We start from the raw sequence: 20,438 nt of genomic DNA, 5'->3' as shown, positions 1-20,438 counted from the left end.
TTAACCTTAAGGAAGCCCGTAGTCTTTCGCTAGATGTTCATTCAATTCCGAACTCCCGCCTTGGAACAAGACCTCAGGAAAAAGTCTAATCAGAATATTCATTCAACATCCATACAGTATAGTGACATGAGTATTTTTCCGCACGTCGGAATACTGATCAATCATCGTATTTCACCTGACGTCTTGCGTATTAGTCCGAATATTTTCCAATGCCGTTTTTGCCTACACTTATCGAGACCAAGAAATTCGAATGGCTACGTCGGTCGAAAACCTGATCACGGGAGGGGATCATGTCTGTCGAGCGAAATTTTCCAGCGGCGCATGTGCAGCTTCGAGATGTTTCCAGCTCACCGGAAGACCGGCTCATCAGGCCACCCTGGACGAGTGAAACGTCAATTCAGAATCATTGCACTGGATGCGATGCGTGCGTTCATGCCTGCCCGCAACTGATCTTGCGGCCTGACAAGGACAACAAGCCATTCGTAGATTTCGATGCAGGAGAATGTACATTTTGTGAGAAGTGCGCACTCGCCTGCGAAGAACCGGTCTTTGACCTTGCCAAAACTGCACCTTGGAAACACAAGTCGGTCGTGGCTTCGAGTTGTCTTCAGAACAATGGCGTAAGTTGCCAGCTGTGCAGCGACGTTTGCCCGGTTTCGGCGTTCAGGATTGAGACAGCCGGGGCTCGAAAAGGTCATGTTGTGGTAGATACGGAACTGTGCACGGGTTGCGGCTCATGTGTCAGCACTTGCCCATTGGGTGCTGTTTCTTTGAGGGAGCTGCCGGCAGCTGATCCTGTAGCGGCCTGAAGCGCATCAACTTCAACTACAATATTCTGGCCAGCTCACAGTGGATTGGCGGCAACCCTGCCTCGCCAGTAATTGCCGCAGCAGCGTTCGATTGAGGACACGGCGCGATGAAAGGGCGCTGTTGCCTATGCCATCGTGATGTAGCTGCGCATTTGCTCAGCTTCCAGCTCAACTTGGGCAATCTTGTATTTGACGACATCACCGATTGAGATCACCCCCGTCAGCTTGCCGTCCTTGACAACCGGCATATGACGAAAGCGGCCTTGTGTCATCCGTGCCATCACTTCGTTGACACTGTTGTCTTCAGTGCATGTGACAACCTCTTTCGTCATCACTGCGGTAACTGGAACATTCAGCGAAGACGGGCCTTTGGTTCCAATCGTCCGAACAATGTCGCGTTCAGAAATGATGCCCTCTATTTCCTTGTCGCCATTGCAAACAACCACAGCACCAATCTTATATTTTGCCAGGGTTTCACAAATTTCGCTCAGAAGCGCTTCGCTCCGCGCGGTAATTGTATCGTGGCCTTTCCCACTCAATATTGCGGCAACGGTCATTTAAAAACCTCCCATGGCATCAATGCCCCGTAACAGGCGGGGTACACGCATCATTGCAAAAAAAACAGTCCGCGCAAACCGTTGTGATGCCGCAGTTGGTCAGGAAGATCGACGTTGTGGGACCGGGTCGAAAAACGGAAACAGGGCAAGACCGGCGAGGAAACCACCAATGTGGGCCTGCCAGGCAACACTTGCAGGCTGCCCCGCCACGGGTCCGCTCATTATGCCGAAGAATAGGTTCAAACCGAACCACACCGCAACAAAAACGAGGACCTGTTGATTGCGGAAGCATTCGGCAAGCGGCTGGGCCGGGACAAAATATGCTGCCTGATCTGACCGACGGAATGCACCAAGCGGGCCACCCAGTTCAAATACGAACCGGATTGCGGCTGCCATCTGACCTGACACGGCAGCCGAGGCTCCGATCATGGGTGCTGATTCTCCCCAGTGCGTGGCCAGATGAGCAAAAGCGCCCCCGACCGAACACACGGCAGAAAACGCCAAGAATCGTCCAATTCCAAACCGTCGGGCCACTGCGCTGCCGAAAATCGCCATCCAGAGAAGATTGAAGATGATGTGCATGGCGCTGCCGTGCAGCAACGAATAGGTTATGAAACTCCAGAAACTGGACACCATCTCCAGAAATGAAAGGCTGGAAAGGGCTGTGAATTTCACCGGCCAAAACGCAAAGAGATAAAGGATCCAATTGTCCCAATTGACTGGCAACACAATTGTACGCAGCAGATGAATGACAATCATCGCGCCGGCGAGCCAGATGATGATATTGGGCAAATTGAACACCGGCGGCTCGGAGGGACGGTTCTGCCTCTGATCCTGCTCAGCTTTCTCGCGACGGGCGCGCTCTTCGTCAAATCGATATACGTTCATCAACCTTCAGCCTTTCCATCTCTCTTCTAAGCCAGAACAACAACAAAACAAGTGCAGCATTCATCTGCGCGCCCTGCATTGTGTGACATGGTGAATTCCAGAGAGAGATCGGAAGCGACTTTCGCTCCTGTCAGAAGCTGCCGCAGAAAAACAAAGCGCCGGCTGTCGCAGACGACAACCGACGCTTCGTAACGCCCCCCTGAAGCCGGTCGCGTCCCCACAACGCTCCGTCAAGGACTATGGTTCACTTCGCCGGCGCAATTAATCCGAAGTGGCATTTTCAGCTCTTTTCTTCGGTTCGCTGCCAAGTGTTCTGACAACAGGCTCCTCCCACCCGTCATCACCGTGAACTGATCGTTAAGCTGCCAGCCCGCACCTCGAAAAACAAGCTTTACCGATCATTAACCTTAATTTCTGCCATCGGCGATGCCGACGGCCGGAAATTGGCCGACCTAACGACACCCAATCGCCTCTCAACTTGGCATGCGCCCTGCTTCGTAGGGAGCAAACACTCACAGGGAAACGAAAAACGTCCCGTTTTGAAACAAGAGCTGTCTTGAGACGAAACAACGGGACCAAATCGGCATAGAGGCGATACCAGATGAAACACGGCGTGACGCAAACTCTTTATTCGTATTGGGACAACCTGCGCGGCGCCCGCCCTGCCCCGAACCGCAGCGAAGTTGATCCCGGTGAAATTCGCGGGCTGTTGGGCGACACATTTATTCTAGAAACAAACGGTCCTAGGGACGTGCGGTATCGTCTGGCCGGCACCCGATTGTGTTCTGCGCATTGCCGTGAGCTGAAAGGGCGCAACTTTCTGCGAGGCTGGAACGACAAGGACCGGGAAGCCTTGGAAAGCCTGATTGCGGCGATCACAGAAGACGCCGCAGCAGCCGTTATCGGCATAAACGGACACACTGAACGCGATCAAATTCTCCAGATGGAAATGCTGCTGGTGCCATTGAATGTGCCCGGCGAGGGACGCATTCGAATTCTTGGCAGCTGTACTCCGATGGAAAAACCTTATTGGATCGGTCTGCACCCGATCCTGAAACAATCCATCAGCAGCCTGCGCCTGGTGTGGCCGGATGAGCGTCCCTATTTCGTCGATGCACCGGCTGCTCTCAATCCGATCGTTCCGCGCTTTACCGCTGAAGGCATGTCCATGCCGACACCGCCCTTGCCCAAGGGTGCCGAAAAGAAAGTCGGTCATCTGACTGTCTATTCGGGCGGAAAGTCCTGACCAAACTGAATGCCGCCGGTCCATCAAATCGCCACCGGCGGCAGTTGCCTTTGAAATTCGGCAAGACCTATCCGCGCTGACCGTTTCCCATGTTCTTTGCGACTCGCCGTGCCTGAGACTTGTTCATCCACGATGGAAATGACTGTCAAAGCTCGTTTTACGCGAAATTTTGCCCCAAACTGCCAAATGAAAACAATTTAGTCACTCCTAGCCCTAGATCTGCGCGTCTTGTGGGGTACACTCTTACACATCGTTAACCCCAGCTGCCTAAAGTGATTCAAACACGTCTTTTGAATCGCATCCCTGGCCGGGGAAACGCGATTTGCGCGCGGATTTGGATAGAGCAGGCATGACCGCCGGATTGGCAACAGCTACAGAAGGAAGCAAATCGCTTCAAGTCACTGATCGCCGGCGACATCAACGGGTTCAGGTAAACATTCTTGGCCGGTTTATGCTCGAGGATCGACGCGAGTATCCGTGTCAGGTCATTGATATGTCCCCGGGCGGTCTTGCCATGATTACGCCGGTGACCGGCCAGGTCGGTGAGCGCGTCGTTGCATATCTCGATCATTTGAGCCGTGTCGAAGGTCGCATTTCCCGACTGATCGACGGCGGATTTGCGGTCGAGTTGCGAAACACTGTCCGAAAACGCGACAAGATTGCCAACGTCTTGACCTGGCTTGCCAACAGAGACGAATTGAACCTTCCCGAAGATCGTCGCCACGATCGGTTCGTTCCCAAGAACCCAATGACAAAGATGATTCTCCCGGACGGCTCCGAGCATGTCTGCCGCATTATCGACGTTTCTTTGTCGGGTGCGGCGATTGCCACTGATATTCTGCCGGAAATGGGTGATGGCATCACGCTTGGCAAAATGTACGCGCGCGTGGTTCGCAAGATCGAAGGTGGAATCGCGGTTGAGTTCGCGGCGGTTCAAAGCCGTGAACTGCTCGAACATCACATCTCGGCTCCCGAAGAGAACTGATCCTCCAAATCTTCTTTGCAAGTCATTGAGACCGCGCTCATTTGAGCGCGGTTTTTTGCTCTTCGGCCAAAGCCTGGTCGTTTGTTGCAAGTTTTTTTGACTTTTTTTGGGGTCGTGGATCGCGCCGTTGGCGCTGCTTTCAACTCTCGTGGCACTGTTTTGCCGCCGGCCGCTTGAAAGAAAGCTCCCTGCTGCTGCAACCAAAAACATCTCTTTCACAATGACTTGCAGGACTTAGATACAATTTTAGCTAATTTTGAATCAAGTTTTATTTAAATAAAGCTCAAATAATAATAAAAACAAACTCAAACAATCATCAAATACATTTAGCTTTTTACTTTGACAATTTTCTCGAAGTAAAAAGCATTGGGTCATCGTTGCGTCAGCCTTGGGGAGGGCGTTACGATGAAATTACTTCGGAATATCTTGTTCACCTCTACTTTGTTGATGAGCGCATTTGCAGCTGGGACCTCTGCAAACGCTGATCCCGGCCGGTTCATGGACATGAAGAAGTCCGTGAAAGCGCCGATCGGACACAAACAGTTTTGTCAGGACAATGGCTGGGCCTGTCCTCGTGAAAGCTATGACCCTGTCGTCGTACAGCTCAATGAAGAGCTCTGGCAGCAACTCATTGCCGTCAACGCCGAGGTCAACCGCAGAGTGAAACCGATGACGGACAACGATCTCTTCGGCAAGGAAGAGCATTGGTCCTATCCGGTCAACGGTTACGGAGACTGCGAAGAATACGTTCTGGAAAAGCAACGCGTGCTGATGGAGGCCGGTTGGCCCAAGAGCGCTCTTCTGATCACGGTCGCGAAAGACGTTCAGAACTCTGGTCATGCTGTCCTGACGGTCCGGACGGATCATGGGGACATGATCCTCGACAATCAGATCGAAGCGGTGTTGCCCTGGTACTCGACGCCTTATCGCTACATCAAACGTCAGTCCGCCAGCTCACCTGTAGCCTGGACAGGCATAGCGGATACGCGTGTGACAACTGTCAGCAGCGTCTCCAGGTAACACGGTCAGCCCTGCAACAGCAGGAGACCGCAAGGATTGGGATTGGCGCTGCATTTGACGTTGCGCCTACTTGGACGATCCGGTCGCGTCCCCACCCTCCCCATCCCTACCACGACCGGATCCAGGGAACCGGCCCGCCCCCCGCAGGCCGGTTCCCGTTCCTTTTACGGTCGGGATAAAGATGTACCGGAAACCAGAAACCGTGAATCAGGTCTCGGAAAGGCCCGCCTTGAACCGTTGCCAATTGCGGACATAGCCTTCAGCGGACTTGGTTATGTCCGCAGCTGCTTCCGGTGGAAGTTCGCGAACGACTTTCCCCGGAATTCCAACCACGAGCGAGTTGTCAGGGATCACCTTGCCCTCACCTATGAGAGCATTCGCTCCTATGATGCAATTGGACCCGATGACGGCACCATTCAGTACAGTGGCTCCCATACCGATCAGGGAATTGTCCTTGATCGTGCAGCCATGCAGGATCGCATTGTGGCCGATAGTACAGTCAGCTCCAACTGTCAGCGGGAACCCCATATCCGTATGGAAAACGCACCCGTCCTGCACGTTTGATCTTTCACCAACGCTGATCGGCTCATTGTCGCCGCGCAAGATGGCGCCGAACCAGACGCTCGCCTCTTCTGAAAGACGAATGTCCCCAATCAGGACTGCACTTGGAGCCACCCAATAAGCTTCGCTTTCAGGAAAACTGGGAACACGTCCTTCGAGTGCGTAGAGGGTCATCAGTCTTAGAACCCAGCCACAATGAGCGCGACATTCATCACCATCACACCCGAACAGACACTCCACATGCCTGCAATCGTTGACGAAGCCACAAGCCAGCCCAGTGGACGTTTCTCAATTCTGCGTCCGCGGATGGCGTTTCGCATGATGATGAAGGGTCCGGCAAACACACAAAGAGTAATGCCGGTCAGAAAGCTCAAAAACCCTTCTCCGCCGAAGTTGAACTTCGGGGGCTCTTTGGTGACAAGCTGGTAAAGACTGCCGAGGACTCCTGCCGCCACAAAGCCGGCACTCGCGATGTATCCAACGAGAAGTAGGTCCAACAACACGCCCATTAACCCCTTGTTAACCTTCCAGGCAGGAAAGTGATTAAGAAATACTAAACGGTCAAGTGCAAACACCGTGCCGGAAAGCCGAATGGGCGAAAACCCTGAAAATCGGCCGGCCATGCCGGTCCCTCACCATTCCTATTGCGGGACAATTGTTTCGCTTCGGGACATTGTGTGCCAGATCAGTGCAATGCGCCTCGCGGAGTTGGGCCGTTGATCCCAGTTACGCTGCCAGAGCCCATTGGCAACCGCTCACGCATATTCACCTACCTGTCTGTGGCCATTTGTCTTTTGGCTGCAGCCTATATCTTTGAACGTGTCCGCTTTTGGGCAGATCACTTGCATATGATGGGAAGCATTCCTGCTGAACCGATCCAGATAGCCATTGGACCAACCGGGTTCGTAGTCCCTCCTGATTACGTGATCAGTCAACGCAGAAACCTGCTCGAACAGCCTTCGTCGTCCAATTATGTCCGGCTTGCAATGACATGGCCCGGTCTGGGGCCGCATACCAGCGGAAGCAGCCTCTTGGGTGACGAGATGATCCGGATCGAGCTTGAACACAATCCAGGCCGCGAAAGTCTGCGTGCGCGACTGGATCCGTTTTACAGACGACTTGCGCGGGGTGGTGAACTGTCCGGCCCAGGAGGCCTCAAACTTCTCAACCTGTCCCGCCTAGGTGGCAAGCGGTCAGACATGATCGTCTATGACCCTTCAAAACAAAACGGATTTATCGCCAGATGCCGCCAGCAAAGCTCAACTTCGAAGGCCACCTGCCACCGCGCGGTACAGTTCTCCTCCGGGCTTGACCTGCGGTATTCGTTTGACAGGTCTCTCTTGTCAGACTGGCGACGTCTTGACCGAGCCGTGCTTTTGAAAATCGATAGCTTCAAAGCCCGATAACCGATAGCAACCGGCGCATTGAAACAAAAAAGGCGACAATCCCTCAGGATGCCGCCTTTTGACAGGTCGTGTTCTGATCAAGCGATCTCAGACATCTTCCAGGTCGATTTCCAGGATCGCCATCTGGAAATTCCAGCTCAGGTCCTCATCTTCATCGTCCCTGAAAATCACGCCGATGAACTCCTCGCCGATATAGACTTCAGCGCTATCGTCCTTTCGCGGACGTGCACGAACCTGAAGGCTTGCCAGTTCAAATTTCGATTGCAGATAAGCTTCAATCTTGCGGATTTCGTCGGGCTTCACAGGGCTCTCCTGTTGGTACTTTGGAAAAAATATCTGGCGCGGACCCTACAGGACAGGGCGGAAATACAAAAGGAATTCCGCCCGCTATCCCCGTCTTCCTGATCGAAGAATGCCAAAAAATGAACACCCTTTATCAAGAGCCCTCGCTCAGCAACTGATTCATGCTGCGGGCTGGCTCGGGACACCCGGCTTTACCGACAATCTTGGCCGGCACACCCGCGACAGTGGTATTCGGTGGCACGTCTGACAGGACGACGGATCCCGACGCGATACGCGAGCAGTGACCTATCTCCAGGTTGCCGAGGACTTTGGCCCCTGCTCCCAAAAGAACGCCGTGGCGAATTTTGGGATGACGATCGCCGCCTTCTTTTCCTGTACCGCCGAGCGTAACACCCTGCAAAATAGAGACATCATCTCCGATCACTGCAGTGCCACCAACAACGATGCCAGTGCCATGGTCGATGAAAATCCCGCGTCCGACCGGAACTGCCGGATGAATGTCAATCTGAAAGACTTCTGATGCGCGACTTTGCAGATAAAGAGCAAAATCCCGACGCCCCTTGCGCCACAGCCAGTTGGCAAGTCTGTGTGTCTGCAGCCCGTGAAAGCCCTTGAAATAGAGCACGGGCTCCAGATAGCGGAAACATGCAGGATCGCGATCGAACACCGCAACGATATCCACCCGGAAGATCTTGGCGAGTTCCGGTTCGTCCGCGAGCGCTTCCAGATAGGTCTGCCGAATGAGGGAAGCAGAAACGATATCCCGACCAAGCCGGTCGCCAAGCCGGTGAAGAACAGCCTCTTCCAGGCTGTCATGATTTAGAACGGTCTCATACACAAAGGACGATAGAGCGGGCTCCGCTGTAACCATCGCCTGAGCTTCGTCTCGCAATTGCTGCCAGACCGGATCGTGGGTCGGAACTTGTTTCAAGCCGGACTTGCTGATCGGTGCCGACATGGCCTGTCTCCTTTTCAAGCCGTCATTACGGTGCCTTGCGGCTGAAGTTCTAAAATAGGACTGACGACTGATATTCCCAAATGAAACTTCCTGATATCAGATATGAAACCCTTTTATGAACCTGGAATTAATTCAATTTCCGGTCACCGGTTCGATCTGCCATGTCTATTGGAGTGCCAATGCCAGACAATTCCGCAAAACCAACTCAATCCGACAATCCGCTTTTGGTTGTGCGCGGGCACGTTGCTGAACTCCTCATAAACGCACCCGACCGCAAGAACGCACTTCCCCTGGCGGCCTGGAGCAGGATCCCCGAGCTATTGGCAGAACTTGCCGAAAGTCCCGACATTCGGGTGTGCGTCGTCAAAGGTGCAGGTGGAAGAGATTTTTGTGCCGGCGCAGATATTTCGGAATTCGAGGCCATCAGGTCAACGCCAGAGGCCGCCAAACACTACGACAACATCAACGTGGCAGCCTTTAAAGCATTGAAGGCGCTGGATATTCCCGTTGTCGCAGCGATCGAAGGGCCGTGTCTGGGCGGCGGCCTGGGCGTTGCCCTCGCCTGTGATCTTCGTTTGGCATCGCGCTCTGCTTTTTTTGGCATTCCCGCAGCCAAGTTGGGCCTGGCCTATCCGCCGGAAGCGCTGGGAGATCTTCTTGAAGCCATATCTGCATCCAACGCCAAGCAATTGCTTTTCACCGGTGAACGCATATCCGCTGAAAGAGCGCTCCAGATCGGCCTGATCAATGAAATGGTTGAAGATGGAAGTCTTGATGAACGCATCTCGAAGCTGACGGACAGTTTGTGTGCCAATGCCCCTTTGTCGCTAAAGGCCGCCAAAGGCGCGATTGCCTTGCTCAATCGTCCGGAGGAAACGCGTGACCTTCAAACTGCACTCCAAGACGCACAAACATGCATCGACAGTGCCGACTACAAAGAGGGATACCGCGCATTCCTGGAAAAGCGCGCACCAGTGTTCAAGGGGGTCTAGAGCAAGCCAGAACGCTTTGATGCTGTCTGAATCACTTTGGAAGAAACTCCTGCCAAGGTGATGATTTCATTTGCTTCTGGAAATCAAACAGGCTCGGCATCAGCCTTCAGCGTCAATAGGAAATCCTCAACGGCGGACGCAAAGACGTCGTTCTTGTCTCCTGCAACCATATGGCCTGCATCGCGGATGTCAGAGAATTGAGCATGAGGCACAAGAGCCTGAAATTCTTGGACGTGTTCCATGGAGACAAGCTCTGAATTCTGCCCCCTGATCAACAGCACAGGCAGCAAAAGGTTGCCCGCCGCCGTCAAAAAGTCTTCCTGGGTCGCAGCCACTTCGTCAGGTGTCTGCCCCTGTTTCGATTTCAGGAAGGCCGGGTCCCAATGCCACCGGTAGCGGCCGTCATCATGAAGCCGAAGGTTCTTTGAAAGCCCCGACAAATCCTTGGGTCTTGAGCGGTTTGGAAGATATCTTGCTATCGCATCCGCAGCTTCTTCGACGCTGGCAAACCCCTGTTCAACTCGGTCTCCCATGAACCCGATGATCTTGCTGACACCGCCCATATCAATACGGGGTGTAATGTCGACCAGAACAAGTGCCGCCAACCCTCCTGGATTTACCTGCCCCTCGGAGAGCATGCCTGCAAACCCTCCCAAAGATGCTCCGACCACAACTGGCTTGGCGTGGTGTTTGTCTTGGATTTGCGACGTAACCGCAGCCAGATCCTTTGCAAAGTCAGCGAACGCATAATTTCCGCTGCCGACCCAGCTGCTTTCCCCGTGGCCACGTTGATCGATTGAATAGACAGGGTGGCCAAGCCCGGCAATGCGTTCTGAAGCTGCGTCCCAGGAATGACGGGTCTGCCCGCCGCCATGCAACATGACTACGGGCACTTGGCCCTCGCCGTAAAAATCGGCAACCAGCTTGTTGCCTTCTGCGCCTTGGAACTCGACCCGTTTCGAACTCATTTGATCTCTCTGATTGCCTGTCTCCAGCCGGTCAGGCCTCTACGTTGTGCAAGAAAGCAAGGACACCCTGTTTGTGTACCTTATCTCCGACAGCGACCATGTGATCGCGTCCCGGTATCTCAAGGACATCGGAATGGGGAATGAGTGCGGCCAGTTTCTGGGGCGATCCGGCGATCTCATCTTCCGTTCCTACGGCAACCAGCACGGGCCGTTCAATTCGTGAAACATCTTCTTCGCTGATTTTCTGACGCGACGAACGCATGCAGGCCGCCAACGCCCGTCGGTCGGATCCTGTTTGCTCGGCAAAGGCCCGGAAAGCGCGGCCGGAGCGATCAACGATGTCCTGTATCCGGTCCGTCTCCAATGCCGATGCAATTGGCTCCGGGTCGCCGACACCGGCGATCATCCCGTATCCCAACCCACTGAACACCGCACGCCGGACCCTCTTGGGATGATTAAGTGTCAGAAACGCCGAGATGCGTGCTCCCATCGAGTATCCCATGACATCCGTTTGCGCGATCCCGAGATGATCGAGCAAACGTCTTGCATCTTCGGCCATCACCGGAGCTCCGTAGGCGCTGGGGTCATAAAATTTCTGGCTCTCTCCATGGCCCCGGTTGTCGAGCGCAATCACACGACGTCCGTCTTTCACAAGCAGATCCACCCAACCTGGATACTTCCAGTTGACATGTTTGTTGGAGGCAAACCCGTGAATCAGGAGAATGGGATCGCCTTCTCCCTCATCCAAATAGGAAATCCGGACGCCGTCATACTCGAACTTTGGCATAAAAGAAATAACCCTTACGTAAACGGAATATGCATTTATCGACCAGATTAAGGTGTTTGGCCTTGGTTGGCAAAGCCGAATTGCGGCCGACAGCAGAAGGACAACATGACGCCGTGGATCGCGGCGACGTGCCACTACCCTTTTGCATTGCGAATGGATATGGTTCGCAAAACTTGATATCCGGCGCGAAGCTCGGAAACGAAAAGGAAAGTGACAATGGCGGATCAGGTCGTCCCGCATTTCCAGAACACCAGTGGACATGATTCCGTTGCGATTGGTGCACGCGAATTCATGTGCATCGGCGCAAATCCTCCCTTTGATCATCCTCATGTCTTTCTGGATATGGGCAGCGAAAACGAGGTGGTTTGCCCCTACTGCTCAACGCTTTACAAGTTTGACAGTACATTGCAGGCCAGAGAGTCTTCCCCATCAGATTGCAGCTGGACACCAGCCGCCGCCTAACGTCAAAGCGCCTAGATGAGCACCCATAACGACGCGTCCCATCCGGTCATGATTGCAGGAGCCGGAATCGGCGGCCTCACCGCCGCTCTCGCCCTGAGGCAAAACGGGCACAGCGTTATCGTTATGGAAAAGGCACGCGAGCTTTCCGAAGTCGGCGCCGGGTTGCAACTCTCACCCAATGCCTGCTCCGTATTGGACAGACTTGATGTTCTCAGTTCTTTGAAAGCCACGGCGTACGCGCCAGAAAACTTGAGGCTCTGGTCTGGAGAAACCGGTCGGCAGTTGGCCAGAGTGAGGCTGGGCACCTATCTCGAACAACGCCATGGCCAACCCTTCTGGGTTATTCACCGGGCAGACCTCCAACGTGCTCTTTTGGAGAAAGTGCATCAAACGCCTGGTATCGATCTGCGGCTTGGAGCTGAGATTCTCGATCTGTCGCCTTCCCCTTACGGGCATCTCGTCTGCATCTATCAGACAGACGAGATCAATGGGAACCTGGACTGCAAGGCACTCATCGGTGCCGATGGCGTATGGTCGAAGACCCGCAAACTCGTTCCGGCGCACCAAAACGCGCACTTTAGCGGTCAAGTCGCCTACCGGGCCACTATTCCGCTCGACAAGTTGCCAGCTCGCTGGTCTGGCGATTCCGGCCTGTGGCTGCACAAGAACTCTCATCTCGTCCACTACCCGATCCGCGGCGGACGCGAACTCAATATCGTCGCACTTGCCGAAGAAGCCTGGCAGGACGAAACCTGGTCCGCCAGGGAAGAAAAAGAAACCGTACTTCGGGTTTTCAAGAATTGGCCGGCAGACGTCAGGAACCTCCTGAAGGCTTCTGAAACCTGGCTGAAGTGGGCGCTGTGCAGCGTTGATGCCTCAGGACCCTGGACCCATGGCCATCTGGCCCTGATGGGTGATGCCGCACATGCGATGCTGCCCTATATGGCTCAGGGTGCAGGCATGGCTATCGAAGACGCGGCGATTTTGGCCAAACACCTGCCCGCAGACGTGGAAAATGTGCCCGCGGCGCTCAGAGCTTTTGAAAGGGAACGGAAACCGCGCGTCAAAAGGGTTCAGGAAACAGCGTCAGGCAACGCAAGGACTTTTCATCTATCCGGCATACCCGCATTTGCCCGCGACACCTTCCTCAGATGGTCGAAGCCAGAGGCTTTGGCGGCCCGATATGATGACATTTATGGCTGGACACCCGAGCGATAACGAAGGCTTTTGCTTGAGCCTGACTACAAGCTGGGCTAAAGCCAATCCCCATTCATGTGTCAGGGAGTGCTCAAGATGACCGGCCAGCAGGCAGATGACGTTGTAACCGCTGCGTTTCTGGTCATCGGGGATGAGATCCTGTCCGGTCGAACCAAGGACAAGAATATCGGCTTCGTTGCCGACTATATGACGTCGATTGGTATAGACCTGAAAGAAGCCCGCATCGTTCCGGACGAAACTGACGAAATCGTCAACGCTATCAATGCATTGCGTGCCAAATACACGTATGTCTTCACTTCAGGAGGCATCGGCCCAACCCATGACGACATAACCGCTGAGAGCATCGCCAAAGCTTTTGGAGTTCCGTTGAACCTTGATCCGCGAGCGGTCGCTCTGCTTGAAAGCCACTATGCACCGGGTCAGTTCACACCAGCCCGTCAGCGCATGGCGCGCATTCCGGAAGGCGCGGAACTGATAGAAAACAAGGTTTCCAAGGCACCCGGTTTCAAAATCGGAAATGTGCATGTAATGGCCGGAGTTCCGTCGATCATGCAGGCCATGATGGACGCAATCGCACCGACATTGACGACAGGCAAGAAAATGATGTCGGAAACGGTCTCCGCGGACATGCCTGAAAGCCGCATCGCGGAGCGATTGTCGGCCATTCAGGATGCTCATCCGCAAACTTTGATCGGTTCCTACCCCAAGGCCTCTGAAGGCAAATTTACCACACAGATCGTTATCCGCTCACGTGATGAAGACGTCCTGCTGGCCGCGACCAAAGATGTGGCCCAGGCAGTTGCCGAACTTTCGGGATAATCTGAAGGACAAGACATGGAAAACCCTGCACAAAACAAAGCATTCCCGGTCTCCTGGGACATGTTTCACAGAGATTCCCGCGCACTGGCCTGGCGGCTCTCCAGCGAAGGTGAATGGAAGGCGATTGTCTGCATCACCCGCGGTGGACTGGTCCCCGCCGGGATCGTTGCGCGCGAGCTCGGAATTCGGACAATCGAGACAGTCTGCATCGCCTCTTATCACGACTATGACAACCAAGGTCAGCTGCAGGTCATCAAACCGATCGATCCGAAGGTGGTTGATCTTGAAGAAGGTGAAGGCAGCGGCGTCCTTGTCATCGATGATCTCGTTGATACGGGCAAGACACTGAAGGTCGTGCGTGAAATGCTTCCCAAGGCGCACTACGCGACCGTCTATGCCAAGCCTGTTGGCGTGCCCATGGTCGACACCTTCATCACTGAAGTGTCCCAGGACACCTGGATCTACTTCCCTTGGGACATGGGCTGGCAGTTCCAACCGCCGCTCTCCAAGGATACAGCGGGCTGATCGCGGCCCAAAAGACACACTCTGAGAAGATGAACACATTTGCGCTGCTTCTCACCGGAAGGTGATGCCAGCGCCACTATTCCGCCTGAAAAATCTTCATAACGCTGCATGCGGCCGGTCAGACGAAACATCTGGCCGGTCGTTCTGCATCTGACAACGTCACAAAGACAGGCTACGCCCCGAGTGGTTTCAAGTTCCTGTCAACGCGATGGGTCAGTCAGCCGAACGCTGCTCTCAGACCAAACTGATTTGGTCGTATATTTTTTGGGATCTGGAATGCTGAATCGACGCCTGTTTCTCGCCTCTGCCACGGCTGCCCTGGTCGCCGGATGCTCTTCTGGCAGCCGGACAGGCAGATTGCCTCTGCAGTCTTCACCCTCAGACACACTTCCCCAGGCAGGTCGACGCATTCCGCCGGAATATTTGCAGATGTACCGGGCTATGCCTCAGGAGCGGTTTCCTATTCCCGCAGTCGATCTCAGCAAGATAGACCCGGCCTACTATAGACGCCTTGTCGACTATTCCTCGCCGGAACCGGCAGGAACAATAGTTGTCGATACGCCAAACCGTTTTTTGTACCTGACCATGGAAAACGGCAAGGCCATGCGATATGGCGTTGGCATTGGGCGGGCGGGCTTTTCCTGGGGAGGCAGAGCTCGAATCCAATACAAAAGAGAATGGCCTACCTGGACGCCTCCAGCGGAAATGATTGCTCGGGAACCGGAACTCGAGGAGTTCCGCAATGGCATGCAGCCCGGACTGGAGAACCCCCTTGGTGCAAGAGCGCTTTACATTTTTGAAGGCAACAAAGATACGCTCTACCGCTTGCACGGCACCTCGGAAACCTGGTCAATTGGCAAGGCTGTGTCCTCAGGATGCGTTCGGCTGCTCCAACAGGACGTCATAGATCTCTACAACCGCGTACCCGATGGGACACCTATCGTTGTCCGCCAGGCTTGAGCGGATCTCGCCGGGCCTTGCTCAAATTTCGATTTTAACCGGCTTGACTGCATCAATGCCGTCCAGGCAAACGTCGCAACCGATCGCGTAGGCCTCGACACCGGCATTGCTGGCAGCCTCAAACGCTGCCGCGTAGGTCGGGTCGATATCGGCGGCTAGGTTTAAACGATCACAGTCCGGACGTTGCACGAGAAAAACCATCGCCGCCTTGTGACCTTCAGCAACCATGTCGGCAAGTTCTGCAAGGTGCTTGGCACCTCTGGCAGTGACACTGTCCGGAAACTCGGCAAGCCCTGGCTTGCGCATCAGATGAACGTTTTTGACCTCGACATAGGTCTTTGATCCATCTTCGGCTTCTAGAAGCAAGTCAATCCTTGATTTCTTGCCGTATTTCACTTCCCTACGCAGGGTTTTGAAACCGGTCAAAGCGTCAATGCGGCCGTCTTCAAGGGCCTCCTCAACCAATTTGTTGGGATGTGACGTGTTGATGCCGACCAAGGCACCGTCTGCCTCGATAACTTCCCAGGAAAATTTGAGCTTGCGCTTGGGATTGTCAGAAAGCGACAGCCAGACTTTGGAACCAGGTTCCTTCAGTCCAAGCATCGAGCCGGGATTGGCACAATGCGCTGTCACCTCACCGCCATCGTCATCCAGAATGACATCTGCCAAAAAACGCTTGTACCGTTTGACAAGTCGACCGCTGACCAAGGGGGCGGAAAATTTCATCCCGTAAGTTCCTTAAATGTCTGGAAGCAACGCGCTTCTGACGGGTCACTTGGACCAGAAATCCGGATCAAGAAGAACGAGAACCGTGAAGAGTTCAAGACGCCCCAGCAACATGGCAAATGACAGCAGCCACTTGGCTCCATCCGGCAGCGGCGCAAAATGCCCGGCTGGGCCAATCACCGGCCCCAAACCCGGGCCGACATTGCCGACAGATGTTGCCGCGGCTGATACTGCTGTCACCAGATCAAGATCAAAGAACGACAAGGCGACGGTGATGATGCCGACCGAGCCCATATAGACAACAAGAAAGGCCAGAACCGAAAACGAGAGCTCCGGTGTCAGTCGCGTACCGCCATATTCTTCCGACATGATCCTGTGAGGTCGAACCATACGGCGCAAATGTGCCCGCACAGTGCCAAAGAACACCAGAAAGCGGAACATCTTGATCCCACCGGTGGTCGATCCCGTGCAACCACCGACAAACATCAAGAGCAGCGCAATCCCGACAACTGGCGCACCCCATTGCGAGAAGTCACCAAGGGCATAGCCAGTGCCGGTCACGATTGAAACGACGTTAAACGTGGCTCTGAGCAACGCTTCATCGAACGGAAAACGCATGTTGACGCCGAGATAAACGGTAAGCGTCAACGAGACCACCGCAAGAAACCCGAGCAATGCCCTTACCTGCGGGTCACGCCAGAGCTGTAGCGGATGGCCACGCAAAGCCTGAATGATCAGAACAAACGGCAAGGCACCGATCACCATGAAGACGATAGCAACCCACCCTGACGCCGGGTTGGTGAAATAGCCGAAGGACTGATCGTGTGTCGAATAGCCACCCGTTGCAATTGTGGTGAGCGCGTGATTGAAGGCATCGAAGAGCTCCATTCCGGTTGCAAGGTATGAAACGATGCAAAGGAATGTGAGGAACAGATAGGCAAGTCCGAGCAAGCGGATCAGTTCTACGGATCGGCTTACGATTTTCTCGGATCTGTCGGAATTCTCGCTCTGAAACAGCTGCATTCCACCAATCCGGAGGAACGGCAAAAGAACGATTGCCATAACGATGATGCCGACCCCGCCCATCCACTGCATGATGGAGCGCCAGACAAGAAGACCGGGCGGCAGGCCATCCAGCCCCGTCAGAACCGTGGATCCGGTTGTCGTAAATCCGGAAACAGCCTCAAAAACCGCGTCGGCATAGCCAATGCCGAGCCACAGGAAAGGCAGAGCCCCAAAGGCTGGCAGTGTAGACCAGGCCAAAGTCGTCAGAATGAAGGTCTGGCGGGTATCGAGGCCCTGTCTGAGCGACCCGCCGACGGCTAATGACAGCAGCATGCCAACCATGCCAGTCAACAGCGCAGAAAATACAAATGCCTGCCAATCGGCGTTTTTCTGAGCAACGTCCACAATGGCCGGGATGAGCATGGCGGTTGCCAGACCGACATAGAGAAACCCGAGAACATTCAATACTGGTCTGAGAGAAATCAAAAAATGGTCTTCCCGAAAACCGCTGGACTGGGCGGCAACTGCCTCGTGATAACACACAGACTGTCCGTCCTAACCCCTTTCGCGCAATTTTCCAATGGCCGGAAAAAAACGTAACCGGAAAGATCCACGCCTACGGACGCGCGCTTTCGATCCGTGATGCCTTCGAAGTGCTGGTTTCCTGTGCCTCCTCAAAGAGTGATCACTTATTCCCGATATCGGCCAGTTTATGCAGTCCCGTTCAGAATTTCGTAGCTATTGAGGCATACTTTTGCGTGCTTGAAGCCAGAAAACTCTTTATGCGGGAATTATTACAAGGGATTGCGGAAATAAGCAGACTGGGTCCACGTTCAATTGTCCTTCGGATCAGCATCGTACTGGTAATACCAGTCCTTTGCAGCGTGGGTCTGGTGGCTGGATTGAGTTATTTCGAACTCACCAGAACATCAACACTGATCGCGACCGACCGGATAGAACGCACCGCTCGAGAAGCAGTTGCCATTTTGGACCTTGGCACTTCCAGTTTGTTCCACCCTGTGTTTGACGACGCAGGCAACCCGATCTCATTGAGGGTCATTCAGGACCCGGCGACCGCACAACTGGGTTCAGACAGGGATCTGAGTCAACTCCTTGGCACCATCAGCCACTCTATCCAGGGGTCCGCAAACCTCTTCAGATGGTCTGAGAAAACAATGGAATTCACGCACTTCGCAGAGGATATCTCCGATGCGAAGAGTGAAACGACAAGATCCGCAGTCATCGATTTGCGCAATTCTGCCTATTCCAATCTTGTCGCAGGACAATCCTTCCAAGGCAAAATTCCGCTTCAGGGCCGTGAAAGACTGGCCTATGCAATTCCGATCCTGAATTCCGACGACAGCATTCAGGGCGCGTTTGCGGTCGATGTCGGACCCGTTGATGCGCTGACGAAAGCGGAAAACAGGCTTAAGACCAGGATAATGTCCGCCGTCATCATCGTGCTGACAGGAACGGCGCTGATTGGCGGCCTTTTGCTTCGACTTGAGTTGCGGCCCTTAAGCGTTCTTGCCGGAACAGCAGAAGAGATTGCCAACGGCAAACAACCCGACAAGATCCCCTACTCCGACCGTCAGGACGAAATCGGCGACCTGGCGCATGGACTTGAACGTGTGACGGATCTCCAGGACAAGCTTCACAAGCTCGCCTATATCGATCCTGTGACAACTGCCGGAAACCGGGCGCGTTATTTTGCAGATCTCAACGCAGCGCTTCAGCAAGCGCGAACAGGTGCTTACTCCGCTTCTTTGATTCACCTGGATTTCAATGGGTTTTCCAAGATCAACGATGCTTTTGGGCAGCAGGTCGGTAACCGGGTCCTGCTGCAAGCCTATGCGCGTCTTACCAACATCTTTGGACCGAGCGCACAGATCGCCCGTATCTCCGCTGATGACTTTTGTATTTTGCTGCCCTTCGACAGCAAGGGCGCAATTGCCGAAGACTACGCCAAGCAGGCCATCGACATGCTTTCAGCCCCATTCCTGCTGGAAGAGGGCGATATTCGTGTCGAACCGAGCATCGGTATTGCACTTCTGCCATCGGACGCAATCGACGCAGAAACAGCCCATAGGGTCGCAGGTCTTGCACTTCGCTCCGCCAAGGAGGGCGATGCGCCAAAATACAAGTTCTTTAGCGCGCCCTTGAACGAACGGCTCCAGGCAGAAATGCTGACGGAGACACTATTGCGGGCCGCGCTCAAAACCCACCAGCTTCAGCTTTTTTATCAGCCGCAGGTCTGCCCCCAGCAAGGCAAACTGATCGGACTGGAGGCCCTGATCCGCTGGCCCCACGAGACGCGCGGCTTTATTCCGCCAAATGAATTCATTCCGATCGCGGAAAAGACAGGGCTTATTCTCGAGTTGGGCCAATATGTTCTTAATGAAGCCTGCAAACAGGCGGCTCATTGGACACACTCCGGCTTCGATTTCCGCCAGATCTCTGTCAACGTGTCACCATTGCAATTCCGCCAGACAAATTTCGCCAAGACGGTCAAACGAACTCTCCAAACCTATGGGGTACCGGCAAACCATCTGTGTCTGGAGGTCACCGAGAATGTCTTTGTCGACACCAGCGAAAAGCTCGTTTTGAATATCTTGTCGGAACTGCAGAAAATTGGAGTTCAGCTGTCTCTCGATGACTTCGGGTCTGGATACTCCTCACTGACCTATCTCCATCGTTTGCCGTTCCAGGAGTTGAAAATTGATAGAGCTTTTCTGACCCATGCCGATCGGCACGAGCAGAAGGAACAACTCTTCCAGGCAATTGTCGGGCTCGGACGCAGCCTGGGCCTCAGAATTATTGCCGAGGGGGCCGAAACGGCTGGCGAATATGCGCTGACAGCCGCACATCGGTGTGACGGAATTCAGGGATATTTCTGTTCCGCAGCTGTACCAGCCGGTGATATCCAAGCCAGAATCAGTGCCTTCCAGCGATCGCTTGGCCACAAGCCCGAAGCAACAATAGAAACCTCAGCAACAGCGCGTCCAGCCTAGATAACGTCAACGGGCCAGAGACCTGAACCAATGCAAAGCGCAGCCAAGTGGTACGTCGTGAATGTCCCAAGCCGCAATTTGGTTGCGGATCGCAGCTGCAGGTTCCGGCGATTGGCTTATCACGGAACTGCGCTCGCCGAATAATATGACGCTTTTATGTAGAAGTCTGTGATTTTTGACGTACTCAATTATTCTAAAATGAGTATATCCAAAAAAATTTTGATTTTTTCAT

At 54.0% G+C, this 20,438-nt stretch carries 22 protein-coding genes; 12 read left to right on the top strand and 10 right to left on the bottom strand.

Features of this window, described 5'->3' with window-relative positions:
• The first annotated feature begins 290 nt into the window (after positions 1–290).
• On the top strand, positions 291–809 hold the full coding sequence (gene napF, locus FIV00_RS30565) for a ferredoxin-type protein NapF (RefSeq protein ID WP_152501316.1): 519 nt from the start codon (positions 291–293) through the stop codon (positions 807–809).
• 125 nt (positions 810–934) lie between these two features.
• Here napF and FIV00_RS13930 read toward each other — a convergent pair whose 3' ends face one another.
• Both FIV00_RS13930 and FIV00_RS13925 read right to left on the bottom strand, forming a co-directional pair.
• Positions 935–1,366 carry a CBS domain-containing protein gene (locus tag FIV00_RS13930; protein WP_152501315.1) on the bottom strand — a complete coding sequence of 144 codons (432 nt, stop codon included), beginning with the start codon at positions 1,364–1,366 and terminating at the stop codon, positions 935–937.
• A 99-nt stretch (positions 1,367–1,465) separates the two neighbouring features.
• Complete coding sequence (locus FIV00_RS13925) at positions 1,466–2,254, bottom strand: rhomboid family intramembrane serine protease (protein ID WP_152501314.1); 789 nt, start codon at positions 2,252–2,254, stop codon at positions 1,466–1,468.
• Positions 2,255–2,855: 601 nt separating this feature from the next.
• On the opposite strand from FIV00_RS13925, the gene FIV00_RS13920 reads away from it, so the two are divergent.
• The 3 genes from FIV00_RS13920 to FIV00_RS13910 all read left to right on the top strand — a co-directional run bounded on the left by FIV00_RS13920 (position 2,856) and on the right by FIV00_RS13910 (position 5,505).
• A complete protein-coding gene (locus tag FIV00_RS13920) occupies positions 2,856–3,500 on the top strand; it encodes a PAS domain-containing protein (protein ID WP_152501313.1) in 645 nt (214 codons plus the stop codon).
• A gap of 349 nt (positions 3,501–3,849) precedes the next feature.
• A complete protein-coding gene (locus FIV00_RS13915; protein WP_152501312.1) occupies positions 3,850–4,485 on the top strand; it encodes a PilZ domain-containing protein in 636 nt (211 codons plus the stop codon).
• A 405-nt stretch (positions 4,486–4,890) separates the two neighbouring features.
• The gene (locus FIV00_RS13910; RefSeq protein WP_173005988.1) at positions 4,891–5,505 is read left to right on the top strand and encodes a transglutaminase-like cysteine peptidase; all 615 of its coding nucleotides are present in this window, start codon (positions 4,891–4,893) and stop codon (positions 5,503–5,505) included.
• A 207-nt stretch (positions 5,506–5,712) separates the two neighbouring features.
• Here FIV00_RS13910 and FIV00_RS13905 read toward each other — a convergent pair whose 3' ends face one another.
• Positions 5,713–6,240 (bottom strand): gamma carbonic anhydrase family protein, encoded by a 528-nt coding sequence (locus tag FIV00_RS13905; RefSeq protein ID WP_152501311.1) that lies wholly within the window; start codon positions 6,238–6,240, stop codon positions 5,713–5,715.
• 5 nt (positions 6,241–6,245) lie between these two features.
• Complete coding sequence (locus FIV00_RS13900) at positions 6,246–6,569, bottom strand: hypothetical protein (protein WP_209006928.1); 324 nt, start codon at positions 6,567–6,569, stop codon at positions 6,246–6,248.
• A gap of 213 nt (positions 6,570–6,782) precedes the next feature.
• Between FIV00_RS13900 and FIV00_RS13895 the strand changes: the two genes are divergently transcribed.
• The gene (locus tag FIV00_RS13895) at positions 6,783–7,472 is read left to right on the top strand and encodes a hypothetical protein (protein WP_152501309.1); all 690 of its coding nucleotides are present in this window, start codon (positions 6,783–6,785) and stop codon (positions 7,470–7,472) included.
• An 87-nt stretch (positions 7,473–7,559) separates the two neighbouring features.
• On the opposite strand, the gene FIV00_RS13890 is transcribed toward FIV00_RS13895, so the two are convergent.
• Both FIV00_RS13890 and cysE read right to left on the bottom strand, forming a co-directional pair.
• Positions 7,560–7,775 carry a DUF3126 family protein gene (locus FIV00_RS13890; RefSeq protein ID WP_152501308.1) on the bottom strand — a complete coding sequence of 72 codons (216 nt, stop codon included), beginning with the start codon at positions 7,773–7,775 and terminating at the stop codon, positions 7,560–7,562.
• 133 nt (positions 7,776–7,908) lie between these two features.
• Positions 7,909–8,733 carry a serine O-acetyltransferase gene (gene cysE, locus FIV00_RS13885; protein WP_152501307.1) on the bottom strand — a complete coding sequence of 275 codons (825 nt, stop codon included), beginning with the start codon at positions 8,731–8,733 and terminating at the stop codon, positions 7,909–7,911.
• Between the two features lie 179 nt (positions 8,734–8,912).
• On the opposite strand from cysE, the gene FIV00_RS13880 reads away from it, so the two are divergent.
• Positions 8,913–9,725 carry an enoyl-CoA hydratase-related protein gene (locus tag FIV00_RS13880; protein WP_152501306.1) on the top strand — a complete coding sequence of 271 codons (813 nt, stop codon included), beginning with the start codon at positions 8,913–8,915 and terminating at the stop codon, positions 9,723–9,725.
• A gap of 83 nt (positions 9,726–9,808) precedes the next feature.
• Here the strand turns inward: FIV00_RS13880 and FIV00_RS13875 are convergent, their stop codons facing one another.
• Entirely contained in the window at positions 9,809–10,693 is an 885-nt protein-coding gene (locus tag FIV00_RS13875; protein ID WP_152501305.1) for an alpha/beta fold hydrolase, read from the bottom strand.
• A 31-nt stretch (positions 10,694–10,724) separates the two neighbouring features.
• Positions 10,725–11,480: an alpha/beta fold hydrolase gene (locus tag FIV00_RS13870; protein ID WP_152501304.1), complete on the bottom strand. Its 756-nt coding sequence runs from the start codon at positions 11,478–11,480 to the stop codon at positions 10,725–10,727.
• A 216-nt stretch (positions 11,481–11,696) separates the two neighbouring features.
• On the opposite strand from FIV00_RS13870, the gene FIV00_RS13865 reads away from it, so the two are divergent.
• From FIV00_RS13865 to FIV00_RS13845, 5 genes are all read left to right on the top strand, one after another.
• Positions 11,697–11,942, top strand: a complete 246-nt coding sequence (locus FIV00_RS13865; protein ID WP_152501303.1) for a zinc-finger domain-containing protein — start codon at positions 11,697–11,699, stop codon at positions 11,940–11,942.
• Positions 11,943–11,957: 15 nt separating this feature from the next.
• Positions 11,958–13,160 (top strand): FAD-dependent monooxygenase, encoded by a 1,203-nt coding sequence (locus tag FIV00_RS13860; protein ID WP_152501302.1) that lies wholly within the window; start codon positions 11,958–11,960, stop codon positions 13,158–13,160.
• 75 nt (positions 13,161–13,235) lie between these two features.
• Positions 13,236–13,979: a competence/damage-inducible protein A gene (locus tag FIV00_RS13855; RefSeq protein WP_152501301.1), complete on the top strand. Its 744-nt coding sequence runs from the start codon at positions 13,236–13,238 to the stop codon at positions 13,977–13,979.
• A 15-nt stretch (positions 13,980–13,994) separates the two neighbouring features.
• Complete coding sequence (gpt, locus tag FIV00_RS13850; protein ID WP_152501300.1) at positions 13,995–14,504, top strand: xanthine phosphoribosyltransferase; 510 nt, start codon at positions 13,995–13,997, stop codon at positions 14,502–14,504.
• A 276-nt stretch (positions 14,505–14,780) separates the two neighbouring features.
• On the top strand, positions 14,781–15,464 hold the full coding sequence (locus tag FIV00_RS13845) for a L,D-transpeptidase (protein ID WP_152501299.1): 684 nt from the start codon (positions 14,781–14,783) through the stop codon (positions 15,462–15,464).
• 21 nt (positions 15,465–15,485) lie between these two features.
• Here FIV00_RS13845 and sfsA read toward each other — a convergent pair whose 3' ends face one another.
• Both sfsA and FIV00_RS13835 read right to left on the bottom strand, forming a co-directional pair.
• On the bottom strand, positions 15,486–16,190 hold the full coding sequence (gene sfsA / locus FIV00_RS13840; protein ID WP_152501298.1) for a DNA/RNA nuclease SfsA: 705 nt from the start codon (positions 16,188–16,190) through the stop codon (positions 15,486–15,488).
• A 45-nt stretch (positions 16,191–16,235) separates the two neighbouring features.
• Positions 16,236–17,660, bottom strand: a complete 1,425-nt coding sequence (locus FIV00_RS13835; RefSeq protein ID WP_152504264.1) for a TrkH family potassium uptake protein — start codon at positions 17,658–17,660, stop codon at positions 16,236–16,238.
• Between the two features lie 428 nt (positions 17,661–18,088).
• Here FIV00_RS13835 and FIV00_RS13830 point away from each other — a divergent pair, with 428 nt between their 5' ends.
• Positions 18,089–20,206 (top strand): bifunctional diguanylate cyclase/phosphodiesterase, encoded by a 2,118-nt coding sequence (locus FIV00_RS13830; RefSeq protein ID WP_209006927.1) that lies wholly within the window; start codon positions 18,089–18,091, stop codon positions 20,204–20,206.
• The last annotated feature ends 232 nt before the right edge of the window (positions 20,207–20,438 follow it).

Source organism: Labrenzia sp. THAF82 (assembly GCF_009363435.1).
Classification (GTDB): Bacteria; Pseudomonadota; Alphaproteobacteria; order Rhizobiales; family Stappiaceae; genus Roseibium; species Roseibium porphyridii.
This window is presented reverse-complemented; position numbering and strand designations above follow the sequence as displayed.

Excerpts from the sequence above, each read along its gene's own strand:
- FIV00_RS13870 (WP_152501304.1), bottom strand. The coding sequence starts at position 11,480 with ATGCCAAAGTTCGAGTATGACGGCGTCCGGATTTCCTATTTGGATGAG.
- FIV00_RS13860 (WP_152501302.1), top strand. The coding sequence starts at position 11,958 with ATGAGCACCCATAACGACGCGTCCCATCCGGTCATGATTGCAGGAGCC.
- FIV00_RS13875 (WP_152501305.1), bottom strand. The coding sequence starts at position 10,693 with ATGAGTTCGAAACGGGTCGAGTTCCAAGGCGCAGAAGGCAACAAGCTG.
- cysE (WP_152501307.1), bottom strand. The coding sequence starts at position 8,733 with ATGTCGGCACCGATCAGCAAGTCCGGCTTGAAACAAGTTCCGACCCAC.
- FIV00_RS13865 (WP_152501303.1), top strand. The coding sequence starts at position 11,697 with ATGGCGGATCAGGTCGTCCCGCATTTCCAGAACACCAGTGGACATGAT.
- FIV00_RS13905 (WP_152501311.1), bottom strand. The coding sequence starts at position 6,240 with ATGACCCTCTACGCACTCGAAGGACGTGTTCCCAGTTTTCCTGAAAGC.
- FIV00_RS13845 (WP_152501299.1), top strand. The coding sequence starts at position 14,781 with ATGCTGAATCGACGCCTGTTTCTCGCCTCTGCCACGGCTGCCCTGGTC.
- FIV00_RS13880 (WP_152501306.1), top strand. The coding sequence starts at position 8,913 with ATGCCAGACAATTCCGCAAAACCAACTCAATCCGACAATCCGCTTTTG.
- FIV00_RS13930 (WP_152501315.1), bottom strand. The coding sequence starts at position 1,366 with ATGACCGTTGCCGCAATATTGAGTGGGAAAGGCCACGATACAATTACC.
- FIV00_RS13915 (WP_152501312.1), top strand. The coding sequence starts at position 3,850 with ATGACCGCCGGATTGGCAACAGCTACAGAAGGAAGCAAATCGCTTCAA.
- FIV00_RS13910 (WP_173005988.1), top strand. The coding sequence starts at position 4,891 with ATGAAATTACTTCGGAATATCTTGTTCACCTCTACTTTGTTGATGAGC.
- FIV00_RS13855 (WP_152501301.1), top strand. The coding sequence starts at position 13,236 with ATGACCGGCCAGCAGGCAGATGACGTTGTAACCGCTGCGTTTCTGGTC.
- gpt (WP_152501300.1), top strand. The coding sequence starts at position 13,995 with ATGGAAAACCCTGCACAAAACAAAGCATTCCCGGTCTCCTGGGACATG.
- FIV00_RS13920 (WP_152501313.1), top strand. The coding sequence starts at position 2,856 with ATGAAACACGGCGTGACGCAAACTCTTTATTCGTATTGGGACAACCTG.
- napF (WP_152501316.1), top strand. The coding sequence starts at position 291 with ATGTCTGTCGAGCGAAATTTTCCAGCGGCGCATGTGCAGCTTCGAGAT.
- sfsA (WP_152501298.1), bottom strand. The coding sequence starts at position 16,190 with ATGAAATTTTCCGCCCCCTTGGTCAGCGGTCGACTTGTCAAACGGTAC.
- FIV00_RS13925 (WP_152501314.1), bottom strand. The coding sequence starts at position 2,254 with ATGAACGTATATCGATTTGACGAAGAGCGCGCCCGTCGCGAGAAAGCT.